This window comes from Enterobacter cloacae complex sp. 677-3DZ2D5B (assembly GCF_004136695.1).
Classification (GTDB): domain Bacteria; phylum Pseudomonadota; class Gammaproteobacteria; order Enterobacterales; family Enterobacteriaceae; genus Enterobacter; species Enterobacter hormaechei_C.
In genome coordinates this window covers 13,566-33,248 of sequence record NZ_QFLS01000012.1, presented here as the reverse complement: position 1 = coordinate 33,248, position 19,683 = coordinate 13,566, and the positions used below count along the sequence as shown (strand labels likewise).

The 19,683-nt window shown below is 56.7% G+C and carries 15 protein-coding genes; 8 read left to right on the top strand and 7 right to left on the bottom strand.

The genetic code is table 11. The annotated features are described in order from the left end of the window. The 3 genes from selB to DD597_RS19040 form a co-directional block, all read right to left on the bottom strand. Positions 1 to 1,839 carry a selenocysteine-specific translation elongation factor gene (selB, locus tag DD597_RS19050; protein ID WP_129256509.1) on the bottom strand — a complete coding sequence of 613 codons (1,839 nt, stop codon included), beginning with the start codon at positions 1,837 to 1,839 and terminating at the stop codon, positions 1 to 3. Next, a complete protein-coding gene (selA, locus tag DD597_RS19045; RefSeq protein ID WP_022652040.1) occupies positions 1,836 to 3,221 on the bottom strand; it encodes an L-seryl-tRNA(Sec) selenium transferase in 1,386 nt (461 codons plus the stop codon). The genes selB and selA overlap by 4 nt, the downstream gene beginning before the upstream one ends. A 103-nt stretch (positions 3,222 to 3,324) precedes the next feature. Continuing rightward, on the bottom strand, positions 3,325 to 3,933 hold the full coding sequence (locus DD597_RS19040; protein ID WP_015572763.1) for a glutathione S-transferase: 609 nt from the start codon (positions 3,931 to 3,933) through the stop codon (positions 3,325 to 3,327). A gap of 436 nt (positions 3,934 to 4,369) precedes the next feature. On the opposite strand from DD597_RS19040, the gene DD597_RS19035 reads away from it, so the two are divergent. The 4 genes from DD597_RS19035 (at position 4,370) to DD597_RS19020 (ending at position 8,534) form a co-directional block, all read left to right on the top strand. Continuing rightward, positions 4,370 to 6,277, top strand: a complete 1,908-nt coding sequence (locus tag DD597_RS19035) for a PTS mannitol transporter subunit IICBA (RefSeq protein ID WP_023315019.1) — start codon at positions 4,370 to 4,372, stop codon at positions 6,275 to 6,277. Between the two features lie 100 nt (positions 6,278 to 6,377). Beyond that, a complete protein-coding gene (mtlD, locus tag DD597_RS19030; RefSeq protein WP_017382581.1) occupies positions 6,378 to 7,526 on the top strand; it encodes a mannitol-1-phosphate 5-dehydrogenase in 1,149 nt (382 codons plus the stop codon). After that, complete coding sequence (gene mtlR, locus DD597_RS19025) at positions 7,523 to 8,113, top strand: mannitol operon repressor MtlR (protein ID WP_129256508.1); 591 nt, start codon at positions 7,523 to 7,525, stop codon at positions 8,111 to 8,113. Before mtlD ends, mtlR begins: the two co-directional genes overlap by 4 nt. 58 nt (positions 8,114 to 8,171) lie before the next feature. Then, entirely contained in the window at positions 8,172 to 8,534 is a 363-nt protein-coding gene (locus tag DD597_RS19020; protein WP_022652042.1) for a YibL family ribosome-associated protein, read from the top strand. A 32-nt stretch (positions 8,535 to 8,566) separates the two neighbouring features. Here the strand turns inward: DD597_RS19020 and DD597_RS19015 are convergent, their stop codons facing one another. From DD597_RS19015 to DD597_RS19000, 4 genes are read right to left on the bottom strand one after another with little or no spacing between them, the layout of a single operon-like run. Then, on the bottom strand, positions 8,567 to 9,661 hold the full coding sequence (locus DD597_RS19015; RefSeq protein WP_048241657.1) for a fimbrial protein: 1,095 nt from the start codon (positions 9,659 to 9,661) through the stop codon (positions 8,567 to 8,569). 9 nt (positions 9,662 to 9,670) lie between these two features. Further along, entirely contained in the window at positions 9,671 to 12,151 is a 2,481-nt protein-coding gene (locus DD597_RS19010) for a fimbria/pilus outer membrane usher protein (protein ID WP_063864510.1), read from the bottom strand. 4 nt (positions 12,152 to 12,155) lie between these two features. Further along, entirely contained in the window at positions 12,156 to 12,830 is a 675-nt protein-coding gene (locus DD597_RS19005) for a molecular chaperone (RefSeq protein WP_129256507.1), read from the bottom strand. Between the two features lie 30 nt (positions 12,831 to 12,860). Beyond that, complete coding sequence (locus DD597_RS19000) at positions 12,861 to 13,442, bottom strand: fimbrial protein (protein WP_032627973.1); 582 nt, start codon at positions 13,440 to 13,442, stop codon at positions 12,861 to 12,863. A gap of 1,099 nt (positions 13,443 to 14,541) precedes the next feature. On the opposite strand from DD597_RS19000, the gene lldP reads away from it, so the two are divergent. From lldP to DD597_RS18980, 4 genes are all read left to right on the top strand, one after another. Beyond that, the gene (gene lldP / locus DD597_RS18995) at positions 14,542 to 16,197 is read left to right on the top strand and encodes an L-lactate permease (RefSeq protein ID WP_003860175.1); all 1,656 of its coding nucleotides are present in this window, start codon (positions 14,542 to 14,544) and stop codon (positions 16,195 to 16,197) included. Further along, positions 16,194 to 16,967 (top strand): transcriptional regulator LldR, encoded by a 774-nt coding sequence (lldR, locus tag DD597_RS18990; RefSeq protein WP_006808630.1) that lies wholly within the window; start codon positions 16,194 to 16,196, stop codon positions 16,965 to 16,967. Before lldP ends, lldR begins: the two co-directional genes overlap by 4 nt. Then, on the top strand, positions 16,964 to 18,151 hold the full coding sequence (gene lldD / locus DD597_RS18985; protein ID WP_006808631.1) for a quinone-dependent L-lactate dehydrogenase: 1,188 nt from the start codon (positions 16,964 to 16,966) through the stop codon (positions 18,149 to 18,151). Before lldR ends, lldD begins: the two co-directional genes overlap by 4 nt. Positions 18,152 to 18,331: 180 nt before the next feature. Next, the gene (locus DD597_RS18980; protein ID WP_023315025.1) at positions 18,332 to 19,672 is read left to right on the top strand and encodes an aromatic acid/H+ symport family MFS transporter; all 1,341 of its coding nucleotides are present in this window, start codon (positions 18,332 to 18,334) and stop codon (positions 19,670 to 19,672) included. Positions 19,673 to 19,683: the final 11 nt, after the last annotated feature.

The following is a 19,683-nucleotide window of genomic DNA, read 5'->3' as shown; positions in this document are numbered from 1 at the left end:
TTACAGAAATAACTGCGCGTCGCGTAGCACATGGTCATTGCCACGACGACGCGTAAACCCGATGCGGTTGAAATACTCCAGGATCTGAATCGCCAGTTTGCGTCCCACATTCAGCCGATCGCGGAAGTCTGCGGCGCAGGTTGATCCGCGCGCCTGATCCAGCTCCCGGATCAGGTTCGCAAACGCTACGATCCGATCGTTGCGGTAATAACGATCTTTCACGATCGCCACAATCATCCCCTGCTGTGCCGCATGGCGCAGTACCTGACGCATCAGCTGCTCATCGGTATTGGTTTCACGCGCCAGATCGCGCACCCACCACGGTTCATCGCCAAACAGCGCCGCCACTTTTTGCCAGACCGCGTCCTGCTCAGCGGTAAAACCGGCCTTGTGTTCCGGCAGGTGTAGCCAGCCGTGATGACTTGCAATAACGCCGCTTTCACGCATGTTTTCAATCAGCAACAGCACCAGCGCGTCGTCTTCCATGGGCAACGCCATGCGCCGCAGACGTTCACGGCCCGGGCCGGGCTCATCCTGATGCTGTTCATGGTAGGTCGCCAGCGTGCTCAGCACTTTGCGCTGCCAGCGCGCCGCCACCGGCGCGTTCAGCAGGCTGTTCCCGGCCTGAATAAAACCTGGCTCCTGCGTCAGAAGACGCAATCCTTCGCCGCTGAGCTGGCGCGCCCAGGCGAACGCCGCCAGATCCACCGCGCCACGCTCAAGGTGGATATCTAACGCAGACTTATCATCGCGGGTCTGGGCCAGCGCGGCCAGCCACTGTAAATACTCGGGCTTACGTTTGCCGCGACGGGGCGGATCCAGCATGACCACGCGCGCGCCCGCCAGCGTTTCCCGCGCCGAAATATCGCGCAGAACCAGGCGGTCGTTATCCGCCAGCCAGAGCGGGGAGTCGAACACCAGTTCGGCGAGATCGTTTTCCAGCAGCGACACGCGTCCGGTGATGTGGCTGGCCGCGTGGTGGATATGCAGCGGCTGCCACTGGGTCAGCGGCGTATGGGTCTGGAGAGAAACGATAATCCGTTCAGAGGGCTCCGGCGGCGCGTCGGCCAGCAACCAGTCGCCGCGGTTAAGCTGGTCTTTTTCGGCATCACCGGCAATATTCAGCGCGATACGCTGCCCGGCGTGGGCCTGTTCCACCGGCTGGTTTTGCGCATGAAGCCCGCGCACGCGCATCGGTTTGTTCACGCCCGTGAGCCACAGGGTATCGCCCACGTTCACTTCCCCGCTCAGCGCGGTACCGGTCACCACCAGCCCAGCCCCTTTCACGGTAAACGCCCTGTCGATCGCCAGACGGAAGCGGTGATGGCTGGCCTGTTCACGAGACGGGATCTGCTGCAAATGGTTGCGAAGAGCATCGATACCGCGGCCTTCTGTCGCTACGGTGACAAACAGTGCGGCATCCTTAAAACCGTATTCACTCAGCGCCGCCAGCACCTCTTGACGCACCTCGTCGATACGCGCCTCATCCACACGGTCCGCTTTGGTGAGGGCGACGGTCAACTGCGGGTTTCCCGTCAGCTGGAGGATCGCCAGATGCTCGCGCGTTTGCGCCATCACCCCGTCATCGCACGCGACCACCAGCAGAGCGTGATCGATCCCGCCCACGCCCGCGAGCATATTGGAAAGAAACTTCTCGTGGCCGGGCACGTCGATAAAGCCCAGCACGCGACCGTCGGGCTGCGGCCAGTAGGCGTAACCCAGGTCAATGGTCATGCCGCGCTTTTTCTCTTCCGGCAGGCGATCGGCATTCACGCCCGTAATGGCCTGCAATAACGTGGTTTTGCCGTGGTCAACGTGACCGGCGGTGGCAATAATCATTTCAACATCATCTCCAGAAACCGCACTTCATCTTCCAGACAGCGTAAATCCAGCCACATGCGCCCGTCACCGATCCGGCCAATCACCGGCGTCGGTAATGCGCGCCAGCGCGCCGACAGCGCCTCAAGCTGGCTTCCGCGTCCGTCGCGCGGGGTGAACGTCAGCGCTTCGCTCGGTAACCTGTCCACCGGCAGCGAGCCGCTGCCAATTTGCGACAGGCAAGGCTCGATACGAACTTCAAACTCAGGGTAATGAGGAGCAACCTGCGGCAGTAGCGCTTCCGCCTGCGCGCGAACAGAGGCCGCGTCACGGCTCAGCAAACGCAACGTGGGCAGGCGGTCAGCCAGTTTCTCCGGGTGGAGATAGAGCCGCAGCGTGGCTTCCAGCGCGGCCAGCGTCATTTTATCGGCACGCAGGGCGCGCTTCAGCGGATGCTGCTGTAGCTGCGCAATCAGCTCGCGCCTGCCGACGATAATACCCGCCTGCGGCCCGCCCAGCAGTTTATCGCCAGAGAAACTGACCAGGCTTACGCCCGCGGCAACCATTTCCTGCACCATTGGCTCTTTTGGCAGACCATACTGGCGCATATCCACCAGCGACCCACTGCCAAGATCGGCAATCACCGGCACGTTTAGCTCGCGCCCGATGGCGGCCAGTTCAGCCTCTTCCACCGTTTTGGTAAAACCCTCAATGTGGTAATTGCTGGTATGCACTTTCATCAGCAGGGCGGTGTTTTCATTCACCGCCGCGCGATAATCTTTTGCATGGGTACGGTTGGTTGTGCCCACTTCATGCAGCGTGCAGCCCGCCTGGCGCATGACATCCGGAATACGAAACGCCCCGCCGATCTCCACCAGCTCGCCGCGAGAGACGACAACCTCTTTTCCGCTTGCGGTGGCCGCCAGCATTAACAGCACCGCCGCCGCGTTGTTATTCACAATGCAGGCATCTTCCGCGCCGGTGATCTGGCAGAGAAGATCCGCCAGTGCGCGATCGCGATGTCCGCGCCCGGCGCCGTCCAGATCGTACTCCAGCGTCACCGGCGAGCGCATGGCCCGGGTGACGGCCTCTATTGCCTCTTCTGCCTGCTGTGCCCGGCCCAGATTGGTATGCAAAACCGTGCCTGTCAGGTTAATAACCGGGCGCAACGCGCTTTGCGCGTGCTTGCTCAACCTCCTTTCAACTTCCTGCGCCCATGCCTCGCACCAGCCGGGTAGCGCGTTCTCAGCCTGAATATGGCGACGCGCATCGTCCTGAAGCTGGCGTAGCATGTCGACCGTTGCAGTATGGCCAAACTGCTCCAGCACCGCAGTGATGCGCGGGTCACGAAGCAGACGATCGGTAGCGGGGATCTGGCTGTAGAGGGAATGATGAGTAGTCATGAATGCGCCTGGCGAGTAAATATCTTCCCCCCTCCCGACGGGAGAGGGAGTTAACATGTGGGGGGATTGTACCGCCTCCCGCCAGGAAGTGTTATAACCCGCATCAAGCCTTTGGTGGTTCAGTCCGGGCGAAACTTTCGCGCTGGAAGAGCGTCTCCGCCAGTTTGACCAGCAGCGGACGATCCACGCACCAGCCCGGCGAGACGCGGCGGAAATTGAGGTAGCCGATGGCGCAGGCGATGGCGATCGTCGCCAGATTCAGGCTATCGCTCTGAATTTTCCCGTCGCGGATCAGCTGTTCGCACATATCCAGGCTGCGGCTGATTTTTTCGCGCTGGCGCAGCAGCTCATTTTCTGACTGCTGGGCGGCGGGCCTTGCCTGCTCGCGTACGGACGTTAATGCCGCATCCATAATGCCATCCGCCAGGGCTTCAATTTGCTTCATCGCCAGCGCTGCTTTTGGATCCGCCGGCAGCATGGCTGGCGCAACGCCAAGCAGCTCGATGTACTCCGCAATGATCGGGGAATCAAACCAGTAGTCGCCCTCGTCCGTTACCAGCGCCGGGACTTTCCCCAGCGGGTTGTACTGCGCAACGCCGTTCTCTGCGTTGTAGGGTTGTTCATTTACGAATTCAAATTCAATCCCTTTCTCCAGCAGGAGAATCGAAATCTTACGCACGAAAGGACTTGTATAACTGCCGATGAGTTTCATTGCTTATCCTTAATGCCCACAAAGAGGTCAGTATGGATCAAGCCGTGGTAAAAGGCAGGTGTGCGTATCGCATTCCTGTCGTGAGGGGATACGGGAGAAATCTGCATAAAAATATTTTGTGAATCAAATCACAATCTGAAAACAAACAGCCAACTTAACATTGTGATATTAATCACAAAAACCCGCCCATTTTGGCGTAATTCTGAACGATGTATTTTTTTTACACACTCATTATGTGATCGCGATCACTTCATTAATGTCCTCACCCCCTACATTCATGTGATTCAGATCACACAAAATTTCGCTGTCTGGACAGTTGAACGATTCAGTGCCAGATTTCACAGCATCAGAACAGGGCCCGGCTACCTCTGCCGCCGCACATTAACGATAAACCTCGGGCCACAAGCCTAAGCGTAAACATAAGAAGGGGTGTTTTATGTCATCCGATTTCAAGATCAAAGTGCAAAGCTTTGGTCGTTTCCTCAGCAACATGGTGATGCCTAATATCGGCGCGTTTATCGCGTGGGGTATTATCACCGCATTATTTATTCCGACAGGGTGGTTGCCTAACGAAACGCTGGCGAAACTTGTTGGCCCAATGATTACGTACCTGCTGCCGCTGCTCATCGGTTATACCGGTGGTCGTCTGGTGGGCGGTGACCGTGGTGGCGTCGTGGGTGCCATCACAACCATGGGGGTGATCGTCGGTGCGGATATGCCGATGTTCCTCGGTGCGATGATTGCCGGTCCTCTGGGCGGCTGGGCGATTAAGAAATTTGACGTCTGGGTTGATGGCAAGATCAAATCCGGCTTCGAAATGCTGGTGAACAACTTCTCCGCGGGCATCATCGGGATGATCCTCGCGATTCTGGCGTTCCTCGGCATTGGCCCGGCGGTTGAAGTGCTCTCCAAGCTGCTGGCTGCGGGCGTTAACTTCATGGTGGCGCATGACATGCTGCCGCTGGCGTCAATCTTCGTTGAACCGGCGAAAATCCTGTTCCTGAACAACGCCATCAACCATGGTATCTTCTCACCGCTGGGGATTCAGCAGTCACACGATCTCGGCAAGTCCATCTTCTTCCTGATTGAAGCGAACCCGGGTCCGGGTATGGGCGTTCTGCTGGCATACATGTTCTTTGGTCGCGGCAGCGCGAAACAGTCTGCTGGCGGCGCGGCGATCATTCACTTCCTGGGCGGTATTCACGAAATTTACTTCCCGTATGTACTGATGAACCCACGCCTGATCCTGGCCGTTATCCTCGGCGGTATGACCGGCGTGTTCACCCTGAGCGTACTGGGCGGCGGTCTGGTCTCTCCGGCTTCTCCAGGCTCTATCCTGGCGGTGCTGGCGATGACCCCGAAAGGCGCCTACTTCGCGAACATCGCGGCGATCTGTGCGGCCATGGCGGTCTCCTTCGTGGCCTCCGCTATCCTGCTGAAAACCAGCAAGGTGAAAGAAGACGACGATATCGAAGCGGCAACCCGTCGTATGCATGACATGAAAGCCGAATCCAAAGGCGCAACGCCGCTGGCGGCAGGCGATGTCTCTAACGACCTGAGCCACGTTCGTAAAATCATCGTTGCCTGCGATGCCGGTATGGGCTCCAGCGCAATGGGTGCGGGCGTGCTGCGTAAGAAAGTGCAGGATGCGGGTCTGACCAACATCTCCGTCACCAACAGCGCGATTAACAGCCTGCCGCCGGACGTTGACCTGGTGATCACGCACCGCGATCTGACCGAACGCGCTATGCGTCAGGTACCGCAGGCGCAGCACATTTCCCTGACCAACTTCCTCGACAGCGGCCTGTACACGAGCCTGACCGAACGTCTGGTGGCGGCGCAGCGCCATGAAGATAACGAAGTGAAAGTACGTACCAGCCTGCAAGACAGCTTCGACGAGAGCAACGCGCATCTGTTCAAACTGGGCGCAGAAAACATCTTCCTTGGCCGCACGGCGACCAATAAAGAAGAGGCCATTCGCTTCGCCGGTGAGCAGCTGGTGAAAGGTGGCTACGTTCAGCCGGAATACGTTGAGGCGATGCTGGAGCGTGAAAAGCTGACCCCAACCTACCTGGGTGAATCCATCGCGGTTCCACACGGTACGGTGGAAGCCAAAGACCGCGTGCTGAAAACCGGCGTGGTGTTCTGTCAGTATCCTGATGGCGTGCGCTTCGGTGAAGAAGAGGACGACATCGCCCGTCTGGTGATTGGTATCGCCGCTCGCAACAACGAGCATATCCAGGTGATTACCAGCCTGACCAACGCGCTGGATGACGAAACGGTTATTGAGCGTCTGGCCAACACCACCAGCGTTGAAGAAGTTCTGGCCCTGCTTAACAAATAACGGTACTCCTCCCTCTCCCCCCGGGGAGAGGGCTAGGGTGAGGGGAAAACGTTCCTCACCCCAGCCCTCTCGGGTAAAAACATTGATGAAGGTTAACACTATGAAAGCATTACATTTTGGCGCAGGTAATATTGGTCGTGGCTTTATCGGTAAACTGCTGGCAGACGCGGGCATTACCCTGACATTCGCCGATGTGAATCAGGTGGTTCTGGATGCCCTGAATGCCCGTCATAGCTATCAGGTTCACGTGGTGGGTGAAAACGAACAGGTTGAAACGGTCTCTGGCGTCAACGCGGTAAGCAGCATTGGCGACGATGTTATCGATCTTATTGCCAGCGTTGATCTGGTCACCACAGCCGTGGGTCCGGTGGTGCTTGAGCGTATCGCCCCGGCGGTCGCGAAAGGCCTGGCGAAGCGTAAAGCACAGGGCGTTGAAACGCCGCTGAACATCATCGCCTGTGAAAACATGGTGCGCGGCACCACGCAGCTGAAAGGCCACGTTCTTGCGGCCGTCGCCGACGAAGATAAAGCCTGGGTTGAAGCGCACGTAGGTTTTGTTGATTCCGCCGTGGATCGCATCGTTCCGCCGTCAGCATCCGCCACCAACGACCCGCTGGAAGTGACCGTGGAAACCTTCAGCGAGTGGATCGTTGATAAAACCCAGTTTAAGGGCGCGCTGCCGACCATTCCGGGAATGGAATTAACCGATAACCTGATGGCATTTGTCGAACGTAAACTCTTCACGCTGAACACCGGGCATGCTATAACCGCGTACCTCGGAAAATTGGCCGGTCATCAGACCATTCGTGACGCGATCCTCGATGAGAACATCCGTGCGGTGGTCAAAGGGGCAATGGAAGAGAGCGGCGCGGTGCTGATCAAACGCTACGGTTTTGATGCTGATAAACACGCAGCATACATCCAGAAAATCCTCGGTCGTTTTGAAAACCCGTATCTGAAAGATGACGTTGAGCGCGTGGGTCGTCAGCCGCTGCGTAAACTGAGCGCGGGCGATCGCCTGATTAAACCGCTGCTGGGCACGCTGGAATACGGCCTGCCGCACGCTAACCTGGTGAAGGGAATCGCTGCCGCAATGCACTACCGCAGCGAGCAGGACCCGCAGGCAATTGAGCTGGCTCAGCTGATTGATGACAAAGGCGCGCAAGCTGCGCTGGCGCAGATCTCCGGTCTGGATGCCAACAGTGACGTAGTTGCGGAGGCGGTCAGCGCATACAACGCAACCAAATGATGCAGAGTCCGGCGCAGGTGAGCCTGCGCCCGAATAACAGATTGTCAGATATGCAGGCAATAATGGAACAAACCCAGGCCTTTGAAAATCTTGTGCTTGAGCGTCTGAATGCTGGCAAAACCGTACGAAGTTTCCTGATTACCGCCGTCGAGCTGTTAACCGAGGCGGTAAACATTCTGGTGCTTCAGGTGTTTCGCAAAGACGACTACGCGGTAAAGTACGCTGTAGAACCGTTACTGGACGGAGACGGACCGCTGGGCGATTTATCGGTACGGCTGAAGCTGATTTACGGTCTCGGCGTGCTGAACCGTCAGGAGTATGAAGACGCCGAGCTGTTAATGGCGCTGCGCGAAGAGCTCAATCATGACGGCAATGAGTACACCTTTACCGATGATGAGATACTGGGGCCCTTCGGCGAACTGCACTGCGTATCCGCGCTCCCTCCCGCACCTCAGTTTGATAACAGCGACCCAGAGCTGTACGCGATGCAAAAGCTGCGTTATCAACAGGTTGTCCGCTCCACCATGGTGCTTTCCCTGACTGAGCTGATTTCTAAAATCAGCTTAAAAAAAGCGTTTCAGAAGTAAGCCCGCACACATTGGTGTATCCTTCCCTGTAAATTCCCCGTTTTCAGAGTTATTTGTCATGAAAGAAGTCGAAAAGAACGAAATTAAACGCCTGAGCGACCGTCTGGATATGATCCGCCATCAGATGGCCGGCCTCTCCCTTGTTGATTCCGCCGAGAAATATGCCGAGCTGGAAAAAGAGTCCGTGAAGCTGGAGGCGGAAATTGAACGCCTGCGCGAAGTGAAAGGCCAGAAGCTGAGTAAAGAAGCGCAGAAGCTGATGAACATGCCGCATCGCCGCGCGATCACCAAAAAAGAGCAGGCCGACATGGGCAAGCTGAAGAAAAGCGTCCGTGGCCTGGTGGTGGTGCACCCGATGACTGAGCTTGGTCGCGAAATGGGCCTGAAAGAGATGACGGGTTTTTGTAAGACCGCGTTCTGATCGTCCTCCCCTGCCGCTGCGGCAGGGGAAACTCAGTTGTAAATCAGGTTAAACGTGGCCATCGCATCCGCTTTTCCCGCCGTCACGTTCGCTTCCGTCTGAATGTAATGCGCATCAAACCAGAAGGTTTGCGTCTGGTTATCCCCTACTTGCCCAAGCGCTGACACCTGCGGGGTGTTCCACGGTACCACCTGCCCCTGAACCGAACCGGTATTGTCACCGTAAAGCAGTTCGATCCCGACACCGCTGGCGCTATCCTCCTGCTTCGTCAACGCCAGCGCCCGATCGTTGCCCGGCGTGGTATCGCCAAAGAAACCCATCTTCACCGCCGTGTTATTTTCGCAAGTCACCGGAATGCTGAAGCGTCCGCCCCCGGCGCGGGAGCCGATGCCGTGAAATTCACGCTGGCTCACGCTCCCCATGGGAACAAGAATGCTGCGAGAGCCCACTGAACAGCTGGTACGCCTGACGGTGAAGCTGGCGAGATGAATCTGTACTGGTGTCGCCACGTTGGTGGCGCTGGCTTGATTTTCTCCCGCCTGCAATATCAGCGATCCGACATTTTGCTCCTGGGAGTTGGCGTTATCGTCAGGCATGGGGCTGGTCGTCGGGATTTTGTAAAACACCACCCAGAACTGCAATTTATACGTTGGGGCGCTGGCAAAGGCAGGATTCTGTGAGGCATCACAGATACGCCGGGACTCGTTGCCGTCTACCGGGCTGGTGCCGTCAATATAGCGTACCGCATCGGCGCCGCAGTACTGCTGTTCCCGGAACCCCAGCGCGTAGCCGATGCCGTCGATCTGAGTTTTATAGACGTGACGTGACGCGCCGTCTTCCCCCACCACGGTGCCGACGGGGTTATCCATGTCGACAAAGCCGATACTACGCCAGGCTTCATTCCCGCCATCACAGCTGTAGAAATCCGCCCCGGTAGACTGTATCGGCGCAGATATCGGCGTCCAGTCAGACGTGCCGGGCGCATACCCAATGGCATAAGGCACCTGAACGACCCACTGATCGCGCGTGGTGCGGCAGGTTGAAGTCTGGGCATGGGCATGAAAACTCAGCATGCCAAAAAGCGAAAGAAGGCTCAGATAGAAAAACCAGTGAATAAAACGACGCATGATATTCCTCTAATGGCACTCTACGGGCAGCGTGGCGATACCGGGGGCCATATGAGCTTTCCCCAGTCTGAAAGGTGTCTGGCATTGCTGCTGCTCCCCGTTTTCATACCAGGTGATGCGCAGGGTGCCGCGCTCGGGTACTCCGCTCAGGTAGGCCTGACCGCCGTCAGCGACCATGCTTCGGTTTGCAGAATGGCGGTTCTGCTCCACCACTTCAGCCTGCGCGCCAAACGGCAACGGTTCACCGTGGTAGCGCAGGGAAAAAAGAACGCGATAACCAATGTGGGTTTTGTAATTGGCCAGCACCACCGCGCCGCTGGTGGGAATGAGCGTCAGACCGCTCTGCTCAACGTCGACGTTCTCACCCAGCGTCGCCGTATCAAGGCTGACGGTATTTTTGCGATACGCCGAGAGCGTTGGCATGACCGCATAGCCGCGGCTGTCGGTATGGATCCCGTTGTAACCCTCCGGCTCAACGTTCGCCGCACCGGGCACGCGCAGCAGGGCGACGGTATCGCCCAGCGGCTCGCTAAGCGTGACGCCATACTGCGTGGCGATAACGCCTCCGGCGAGTCCGAGGCTCGCGTTGCTACCGCTTCGGCTGTGGTCATAACCGAGGCTGACGTTGCCGTAGCCACCGTTGTATTGCAGCGCCAGGCTGGTACTGTCGGCTTGTCCCTCGCTGGCCTTACTCTGCTGAACGCTGTAATTAAGGTTGCGATTCGCCAGCGCGCTGCCGTTGAGAGACATCTGCTGCGTGGTCATTCCACGATTGTTGTGGTTGATGAAGTAACTGACCGAGCTGTCCGGTAACCAGTGGCCAAGCGGAACATTGACGTTAAACGACACGGTGCGATCGGGATGCTGCTCACGCGCTGAGTCGGTGTAATCATATCCCGCGCCCCAGGAAATGCCCCGCCAGCTGGTGTACCAGCCAATGTGGATGGTTTTATCCTGCCCGGACGTATGCCAGTAATCCTGCATCCATGCCGAGACGCTGAGGCTGCCGAACTGACCCAGCGTCTGTGAAAAGGTGACCTGCGAGCGGCTACGGCGATTATTGAGTTGCAGCTGTTGGCTGTCAGACTGATTCAGTTCACTAAATTCATAGTAATTGCGCGAGGCATAGCGATAACTCGCCAGGTTGAAGGCGGTGCCGGTAGCGCTGAAATCTTTCTGATACTGAATGCGCCACGCCTGCCCTATCGCGTTTTTGCCGTCGGGTAAATGGCTTTTTGCCAGCGTATCGTCAATGCCCAGCGAGCCAAATGCGCCAAACCCTCTGCCTATGCCAATTGCACCGGCCTGGTAGTTGCTCGCCGTACGAAAGCCGCCATACACCGTCATCCTGGAGAGCAGACCGTAGAAAAAAGCGCCTTCAACAAACTCAGGCGAACGCGCATCGCTGGAGCCGGAATGAAACCGTCCTGCATTGAGACTGTATTTCAGGCTGCCCTGGCGTCGCATAAACGGCACCGCAGAATAGGGTTGGGTAAAGACGCGCGTTGAGCCGTCACTTTCCGTGACCGTAACCTGTAGATCGCCGCTTTGTGCGCCGGGGAACAGATCGTTAATGATAAATGGCCCGGCGGCCACCCAGGTTTCATAGATCACATAGCCATTTTGCGAAACGGAGACTTTAGCGAAGCTGTGTGCAACGCCGCGGATGGTTGGTGCGAAGCCGCGCTGGCTGTCGGGTAACATGCTCTCGCTGGACGAGAGCTGAACCCCGCGAAACGCCACGCTATCGAAGACGTCGCCTGCGGTCCAGGCATCGCCGATCCGTAGCTGGCTGTTAAGACGGCGAATATCCCGGCTCAGCCAGCTACTTTGCGACTGAAAATGGTTGCCGCCCGCGTCGCTGTGGCTCCAGGCCGAAGTGTTGCGCAACCGCCACGCCCCCAGATTGATGCCGTTACGCAGGCTCAGATAGCTGGATGTCGTGACCCCGCTCTGATGACGGGCCTGACCGCCCGACAGACTGTAATCAGTAAATGCCGCCGGGATACCATCGTCCCACTGCGACTGCGGCACGTAGCCACGGCTGCGGTGTTTCATCGCCGCCTGCGGCAGGTTGAGAAAAAGGCGCTGTTGGTTGAAATCATAGGAGGTTCGCGCTGCCGGAATAAAATCCTCGAGGTGCGTGAACGTTTCTCCCTCCTGCAACCGGGAGAATGCAGGAATGGCCCCTACATTTACGCCAAGCGCTTCCAGCAGCGATACGCTAAAAACGGGTTGCAGGCTGCCTTTCTCATTGACGAAGGTGATCTCCTGATGCCGCTCCTCGCGTCCGTTAATCTCCAGCGTCACGAGCCAGGTGCCTGGCATCTGCCCGCCCTTTTCAGAGAAATAGTGCAGATCCGCCGTTTTCTGTTCAGTAGAGGAAAGCTCCAGCGCGGCGGGATCAAAGTAATCCTCGGCCATCCCCGCACGGCTGAAGCTAAGCAGCAACACTGAAAGCGGCGCGTAACGAAACAGGCGAAAAGGCATGATCTTAAAGAGGCTGGGTGTGGGTGGCGGTGATGGCACCAAAATCATTAATAGCCGACCAGCTTACGCCCCCGGAGGCGGACACAGACCATTCACGGGTTTCCCCTGGACCGATCATGCCCGGCTGCTCAATTTTATGCCCGCCAACGGTCAGCCGATAAAAAGAGACGTAGTATGGCGTCGGGTTAGCGGCCTTAAGCCCTTTTCCCGTCCGCGAAAACGTTATTTTCTGCCAGGCAGTTGCAGCGTCCCCTTTCAGATTGTCCGGGCGGTGGAAAATTTTAAATTTCGATTTAACGTTAACTTGTAATTCGTTGCTGCTCTCTTTTGGCTTTGGCGCAATCGCTTTAATATCGAGCCAGAATACAGATTCACGATCTGTGGGCAGCGGAGCGCCGGTATATTGAATACGCAGCGTGTTGGTCTGCTCCGGATCAAGTCTGAACAGAGGTGGCGTGACAATAAATGGCGCAGCGTTATTTTTACCCTGCCCATCCCCTTCAACCCACGACTGAATAAGATAGGGAACCGCACTTTCCATATTAGAAACAGAAAATGCCACCTCCTTGCTATGTTGTGGGTATACGATCCGTGTTCCCCCCATTACAACGCCAGCGGAAACTGACGCAGAACTAACCATTAATGCAATGAGCATAATATACGATAAACGTTTCATCATTATTATCTCTGGAGGTGGCTGACAGTGAAATCAGTTATAAACCATCAGGAAGTTAGAAACGGCGTTAACATCGCCGGCGTTGATTTCTGTGCCATCTTTGTCAAGTGCGGCATAGAAAGTTAATTCAGCATTGCCTTCATCATCCGGTGAGGTTGTTTCAGATACCGTACCCGGTTTAATCGCCGTGCTGCGATCGCTGTTATAAAGCTTCACGCCGACACCCGTCGCCATACCTTCACCTGGCGTAACCTGAAGCAGTGTGTCATTCACCGTATCTTTGGTTCCGTCAAACAGTACCGCAACCGATTCAACCGTCTCCGGGCAGTTTTCCACGTTGATTTTGAACTCGCGCGGCGTCGTTTCGTTGTGATCGTCAAAGTAGCTTTTTGCCCACGCCCCAAGGTCTACCGTTTTGTTTTTAGAGGCCGGAGTAATATCACAGGAAATAAGGGTAATCTTCCCGGTAAAATTGATCACCCCGCCCGTACTTTGCGAACCCGCACCGGTATCCAGAGAAGCATTAACGCCAGAATCACTGCTTGCCAGTATCGATTGAGAAGATAACAGCAGCCCCGCCGCGGCAATCGCCAGCGCCACATTTTTGATTTTCATTTGGAACACTTTCCCCTCTGTAAATTAAACAGATATAGACTTGTTGTACCAGGTACAATAACCGCTATAAGGATTTAAAAACGCCACCGAAAGGGTTTTAGCAGAATGGGTGACGCGACCTTATAGAATAAAGCAGGGTCCATCCCATGGTGATAATCCGTATATTTTCAGAAGGCCATACACAGATATCCTTCAACTGAGGAATGACTTCTGGCCGAAAATAACACTGAATACGTTGTGGTTAGTAATAAATTTAAAATCTTCTGTTACGTTGCTTCTGAATAAATAGTAAATCAAATGCCTTTTAACGTCTACGTATTGAAAAGTAATACGCCGCGCTTGTAAACATTCTGAAATTAACACTCAGCTAACAAATTTAACCCCTTTCCATTGCCCTAATAATTATTAATCTGCTTTTAATACCGCAACTAAATAACAAGAGAGTTAACTGATCATTGTTTGATCAATTTATTTCAGAATATTATTAGCCAAAAAATGTCACTTCAGCAAAAAATTCTTTCACTTTATCCTGAAAAATCACGGTTAAACAGGATATTTCCTTATCGATCAGCAATTGATCGTTTGTAATACACTGTTAAAATCTATATGTGAAATTTACCTTAATTAAAATTTTTTGCTACAGCTTCGATTTCGCATTTTTAACCAAAAAAATTTTTTATTTATAGGAAATATATCACTCTGATCACACATATACAGATTTTCAAAAACATAAACAAAACAAACAAACCTCATTTGATTCACGCAATATTATCACATACCCATTTTATTCAACCTCTTTTACGCGCCGTATCTGCTCAAAAGGCGAATGTAATGCCCTCCACCTGACTACCGCTCCCAACGCACGCGGTGAGTTGAACTTGCGGTTTTGGTCCTACCAATCATGCGCAAAGCTATCCATCGTTCACAGTTTCGATGCTCCACTTCACAAAAGCATTGCTGAATAGCAACACTTGGTTAACCATTTATTGCCATTAACCCTACATCACAATATTGGAAGGACCACTTTTACACTAAGTGTGACGCTGAGATGAGCAGAGACTCACCCGACGAACACCTGTGTGGTCCTCAGGAGACCTGCATGAGCCTCTGGCAACAAAACTACGATCCGGCCGGGAATATCTGGCTGTCGAGCCTGATCGCATCGCTACCGATCCTGTTCTTCTTCTTTGCGCTGATAAAGCTCAAGCTGAAGGGCTACCTTGCCGCAACGTACACCGTTGCCATCGCCCTGCTGGTGGCGCTGTTCTTCTATAAAATGCCGGTCGATCGCGCGCTGGCCTCCGTGGTGTATGGTTTCTTCTACGGCCTGTGGCCGATTGCGTGGATCATCATCGCCGCCGTCTTTGTCTACAAAATCTCGGTGAAAACCGGGCAGTTCGACATTATTCGCTCGTCGATTCTCTCTATTACACCGGACCAGCGTTTACAGATGCTGATTGTCGGTTTCTCCTTCGGGGCGTTCCTTGAAGGGGCGGCAGGATTCGGCGCGCCGGTGGCGATCACCGCCGCTCTGCTGGTCGGGCTGGGCTTTAATCCGCTGTATGCCGCTGGCCTGTGCCTGATTGTGAACACCGCCCCGGTGGCGTTTGGCGCGATGGGCATTCCGATTCTGGTGGCGGGCCAGGTGACCGGGCTGGACAGCTTCGAGATCGGCCAGATGGTGGGCCGCCAGCTGCCGTTCCTGACCATTATCGTGCTGTTCTGGATCATGGCGATTATGGACGGCTGGCGCGGCGTGAAGGAGACCTGGCCTGCGGTGATGGTAGCGGGCGGTTCGTTCGCCATTGCCCAGTATCTCAGCTCCAACTTCCTCGGCCCGGAACTGCCGGACATCATCTCTTCCCTGGTGTCGCTGGTCTGCCTGACGCTGTTCCTGAAACGCTGGCAGCCGGTACGTATCTTCCGCTTTGCTGACATGGGCGCATCGCACGTGGATCAGACGCTGGCGCGCACCGGCTATACCGCCGGACAGATTGTGCGCGCGTGGTCACCGTTCCTGTTCCTGACCGCCACCGTGACGCTGTGGAGCATTCCGCCGTTTAAAGCCCTGTTCGCCCCGGGCGGCGCGCTGTACGACATGGTGATTAATATCTCCGTGCCGTTCCTCGACAAAATGGTCGCCCGTATGCCGCCGGTGGTGCACGACGCCACGCCGTATGCGGCAGTGTTTAAGTTCGACTGGTTCTCAGCCACCGGTACGGCCATCCTGTTTGCCGCTATCCTTTCCGTTGTGTGGCTGCGCATGAAGCCTGCCGCCGCGGTACAGACCTTTGCGGCGACGATTAAAGAGCTGATGCTGCCGATTTACTCCATCGGCATGGTGCTGGCGTTCGCGTTTATTTCGAATTACTCCGGCCTGTCGTCGACGCTGGCGTTAGCGCTGGCGCATACCGGCCACGCGTTTACCTTCTTCTCGCCGTTCCTCGGCTGGCTGGGGGTGTTCCTGACCGGTTCAGATACGTCATCTAACGCCCTGTTTGCTGCCCTACAGGCCACGGCCGCGCAGCAGATTGGCGTCTCGGACGTGCTGCTGGTCGCCGCGAACACCACCGGCGGCGTGACCGGGAAGATGATCTCACCGCAGTCCATCGCCATTGCCTGTGCTGCGGTGGGGCTGGTAGGCAAAGAGTCGGATCTGTTCCGCTTTACCGTTAAACACAGCCTGATATTTACCTGCATGGTGGGCGTGATCACCACATTGCAGGCCTATGTCTTAACCTGGATGATTCCATGATAGTGATGCCCAGACGCCTGTCCGACGAGATTGCCACTCGCGTACGGGCGCTGATAGAAGAACAACAGCTGGAAGCGGGCATGAGATTGCCCGCCGAGCGTCAGCTTGCCGCTCAGCTTGGCGTGTCGCGCAACTCACTGCGCGAGGCGCTGGCGACGCTGGTCAGCGAAGGGGTGCTGCTGAGCCGTCGCGGTGGCGGCACCTTCGTGCGCTGGCAGCATGACGACTGGTCCGAACAAAACATCGTGCAGCCGCTGAAGACGCTGATGGAAAACGACCCGGACTACAGCTTCGACATCCTCGAAGCGCGTCACGCCATCGAAACCAGCACCGCGTGGCACGCGGCGATGCGGGCAACCGACGCCGACAAAGAGAAGCTCAAAGCCTGTTTTGAAGCCACGCAAAGCAGCGACCCGGACATCGCCTCCCAGGCGGACGTGCGGTTCCATCTGGCGATTGCCGAGGCCTCGCACAACGTGGTGCTGCTGCAAACCATGCGCGGGTTCTTCGACCTGCTGCAATCCTCCGTGAAGCAGAGTCGCCAGCGCATGTATCTGGTCCCGCCGGTATTTGCCCAGCTGACCGAACAGCACGAGGCGGTGCTCAACGCCATTCTGGCCGGTGATGCCGAGGCCGCGCGCAAGGCGATGATGGCGCATCTCGGCTTCGTGCATACCACCATTAAACGATTCGATGAAGATCAGGCCCGACAGGCGCGTATTACCCGTCTGCCTGGCGAGAGTGATATTTCCAGGGAGAACAAAGCATGATTATTTCCGCAGCCAGTGACTATCGCGCCGCGGCACAGCGCATTTTGCCGCCATTCCTGTTCCACTACATTGACGGCGGGGCGTACGCCGAATATACCCTGCGCCGCAACGTGGAGGACCTGTCGGAAGTGGCCCTGCGCCAGCGCGTGCTGAAAAATATGTCTGACCTGAGCCTTGAGACGAAGCTGTTTAACGAGACGCTCTCCATGCCGGTAGCGCTTGCGCCCGTCGGTTTATGTGGCATGTATGCCCGTCGCGGTGAAGTGCAGGCCGCCGCCGCCGCAGATGCCAAAGGCATTCCGTTTACCCTTTCCACCGTGTCCGTCTGCCCGATTGAAGAAGTCGCCCCGACCATCAAGCGCCCGATGTGGTTCCAGCTGTACGTCCTGCGCGATCGCGGTTTTATGCGCAACGCGCTGGAGCGCGCCAAAGCGGCGGGCTGCTCAACCCTGGTCTTTACCGTCGACATGCCGACCCCCGGCGCGCGCTACCGCGACGCCCACTCCGGCATGAGCGGCCCTAACGCGGCCCTGCGCCGTTACTGGCAGGCGGTGACGCACCCGCAGTGGGCGTGGGATGTCGGGTTGAACGGCCGTCCGCACGATCTGGGCAATATTTCGGCCTACCTGGGTAAACCGACCGGGCTGGAGGACTACATTGGCTGGCTGGCGAACAATTTCGATCCGTCGATCTCCTGGAAAGACCTGGAGTGGATCCGCGAATTCTGGGACGGCCCGATGGTGATCAAAGGGATCCTCGACCCGGAAGATGCCCGCGACGCGGTGCGTTTTGGCGCCGATGGGATCGTGGTCTCTAACCATGGTGGCCGCCAGCTTGATGGGGTGCTCTCCTCCGCCCGCGCCCTGCCGGCCATTGCCGATGCGGTGAAAGGCGATATTGCGATCCTGGCCGATAGCGGCATCCGTAACGGGCTGGACGTGGTGCGCATGATTGCGCTCGGCGCCGACAGCGTGCTGCTGGGCCGTGCTTACCTGTACGCGCTGGCCACCAGCGGCCAGGCGGGCGTGGCGAATCTGCTGAACCTGATCGAGAAAGAGATGAAAGTAGCGATGACCCTGACCGGGGCGAAGTCGATTAGCGAAATCAGCAAAGACTCTCTGGTGCAGGAGCTCAGTAAGCTGCCTGCGGCGCTGGCCCCTCTTTCCCAAGGAAACGCGGCCTGATCTTCCCCGGTTAGCCTCCCCTTCTTCCGCGCCCGACTTTCCCCTCGGGCGCTTTTTTTGTCGAAAATAACACCTGAGTAACATTCTTGATAAGAAAATTTGACACACCCCGCCCCTCCGCAATTGTATAGACAAGCAAATACAAGAACACAAAAACAACATCACATCGGAGGGGAACGTATGACGTATTCAGGTCGGGTGGATATTCAGCAGGTGATCGATGAAAGTCCTTTTTCAGGGTTTCACTGGCTTCTTATTGTGCTGGGCTTTCTGGTGCTGGCGATCGATGGGTTTGATACCGCAGCGATGGGTTACATTGCGCCTACGCTGTCGACGGAGTGGGGAATACATAAACAGGATCTGGGGCCGGTGCTGAGTGCGGCGCTGCTGGGGCTGTCGCTGGGAGCCCTGATTGCAGGTCCGGTATCGGACCGGATGGGACGCAAGCGCGTGCTGGTCTTTTCGTGTCTCTTCTTCGGCCTGGCGAGCCTGGGCACGGCCTGGGCGCAAAGTCTGAATACCCTGACGCTATGGCGATTTCTGACCGGTCTCGGGCTGGGCGCCGCGATGCCTAACGCCATCACGCTGATCTCAGAGTTTGCCCCCCAGCGCTGCCGCGCCATGGCAATTAACACCATGTACTGCGGCTTTCCGCTGGGTGCGGCGGGCGGCGGGGCGATCTCGTCCTGGCTTATCCCTCACCATGGCTGGCGAAGCGTGCTGCTGACCGGCGCGATTGCGCCGCTGATTTTAACGGTGCTGCTGGCGCTGCTGTTGCCGGAGTCGGTGAAGTTTCTGGTGCAGCGCGGGAAAGACGTCGCCCAGGTTCGCCGCATCGCCAGCCGGTTCGCCCGCAGCACGCTGGATAGCGTCACGGGCTTTTTCCTGACAGAGGAGAAAGTCGCGTCGAAAAAAGGCAGCGTGTCGCAGCTGTTTTCCATGCCCTGGCTGCCCGGCACCCTGATGCTGTGGGTCACCTACTTTATGGGACTGGTGATTTATTACGTCCTGCTGAGCTGGATGCCGACGCTGATGCAGGGGATGGGGTATGCGCTGGCGGAATCCGCCTGGCTCACCTCGCTGTTCACCTTCGGCGGCACCGCTGGCATTTTGCTCGCGGGCTGGATGATGGATCGCTGGGAAGCGCACAAGGTGGTCGCGTGTGGTTTCGTGCTGACGATGGGCCTGATTCTTTTACTCGGCATTGAGCATAACCATATCGCCCTGTTTGGCGGGTTAATTTTCCTGATGGGGATCGCGATGAACGGCGCGCAGTCGGGCATGCAGACCCTGGCCGCCACCTTTTACCCTACCGAGTGCCGCGCGACGGGTATCGCCTGGATGCAGGGGATCGGCCGCTTCGGCGGCGTGGCGGGCACCATGACCAGCGCCCAGCTTCTTTCCATGCAGTGGCAGGCAGACAGTATTTTAATGATCCTCAGCGTGCCTGCTCTCGTGGCCGCGGCGGCAACCGTCTACAAAATGCTGTATAGCCGCGCGCAGGAGCCGGGCGTCGCCTAGTCCCTCTCTTT

Bases quoted from the DNA above. Each gene is read 5' to 3' on its own strand.
- lldR (WP_006808630.1), top strand. From the start codon at position 16,194: ATGATAGTGATGCCCAGACGCCTGTCCGACGAGATTGCCACTCGCGTA.
- DD597_RS19010 (WP_063864510.1), bottom strand. From the start codon at position 12,151: ATGCCTTTTCGCCTGTTTCGTTACGCGCCGCTTTCAGTGTTGCTGCTT.
- DD597_RS18980 (WP_023315025.1), top strand. From the start codon at position 18,332: ATGACGTATTCAGGTCGGGTGGATATTCAGCAGGTGATCGATGAAAGT.
- selB (WP_129256509.1), bottom strand. From the start codon at position 1,839: ATGATTATTGCCACCGCCGGTCACGTTGACCACGGCAAAACCACGTTA.
- DD597_RS19035 (WP_023315019.1), top strand. From the start codon at position 4,370: ATGTCATCCGATTTCAAGATCAAAGTGCAAAGCTTTGGTCGTTTCCTC.
- mtlD (WP_017382581.1), top strand. From the start codon at position 6,378: ATGAAAGCATTACATTTTGGCGCAGGTAATATTGGTCGTGGCTTTATC.
- mtlR (WP_129256508.1), top strand. From the start codon at position 7,523: ATGATGCAGAGTCCGGCGCAGGTGAGCCTGCGCCCGAATAACAGATTG.
- DD597_RS19020 (WP_022652042.1), top strand. From the start codon at position 8,172: ATGAAAGAAGTCGAAAAGAACGAAATTAAACGCCTGAGCGACCGTCTG.
- lldP (WP_003860175.1), top strand. From the start codon at position 14,542: ATGAGCCTCTGGCAACAAAACTACGATCCGGCCGGGAATATCTGGCTG.
- DD597_RS19040 (WP_015572763.1), bottom strand. From the start codon at position 3,933: ATGAAACTCATCGGCAGTTATACAAGTCCTTTCGTGCGTAAGATTTCG.
- DD597_RS19005 (WP_129256507.1), bottom strand. From the start codon at position 12,830: ATGATGAAACGTTTATCGTATATTATGCTCATTGCATTAATGGTTAGT.
- lldD (WP_006808631.1), top strand. From the start codon at position 16,964: ATGATTATTTCCGCAGCCAGTGACTATCGCGCCGCGGCACAGCGCATT.
- selA (WP_022652040.1), bottom strand. From the start codon at position 3,221: ATGACTACTCATCATTCCCTCTACAGCCAGATCCCCGCTACCGATCGT.
- DD597_RS19000 (WP_032627973.1), bottom strand. From the start codon at position 13,442: ATGAAAATCAAAAATGTGGCGCTGGCGATTGCCGCGGCGGGGCTGCTG.
- DD597_RS19015 (WP_048241657.1), bottom strand. From the start codon at position 9,661: ATGCGTCGTTTTATTCACTGGTTTTTCTATCTGAGCCTTCTTTCGCTT.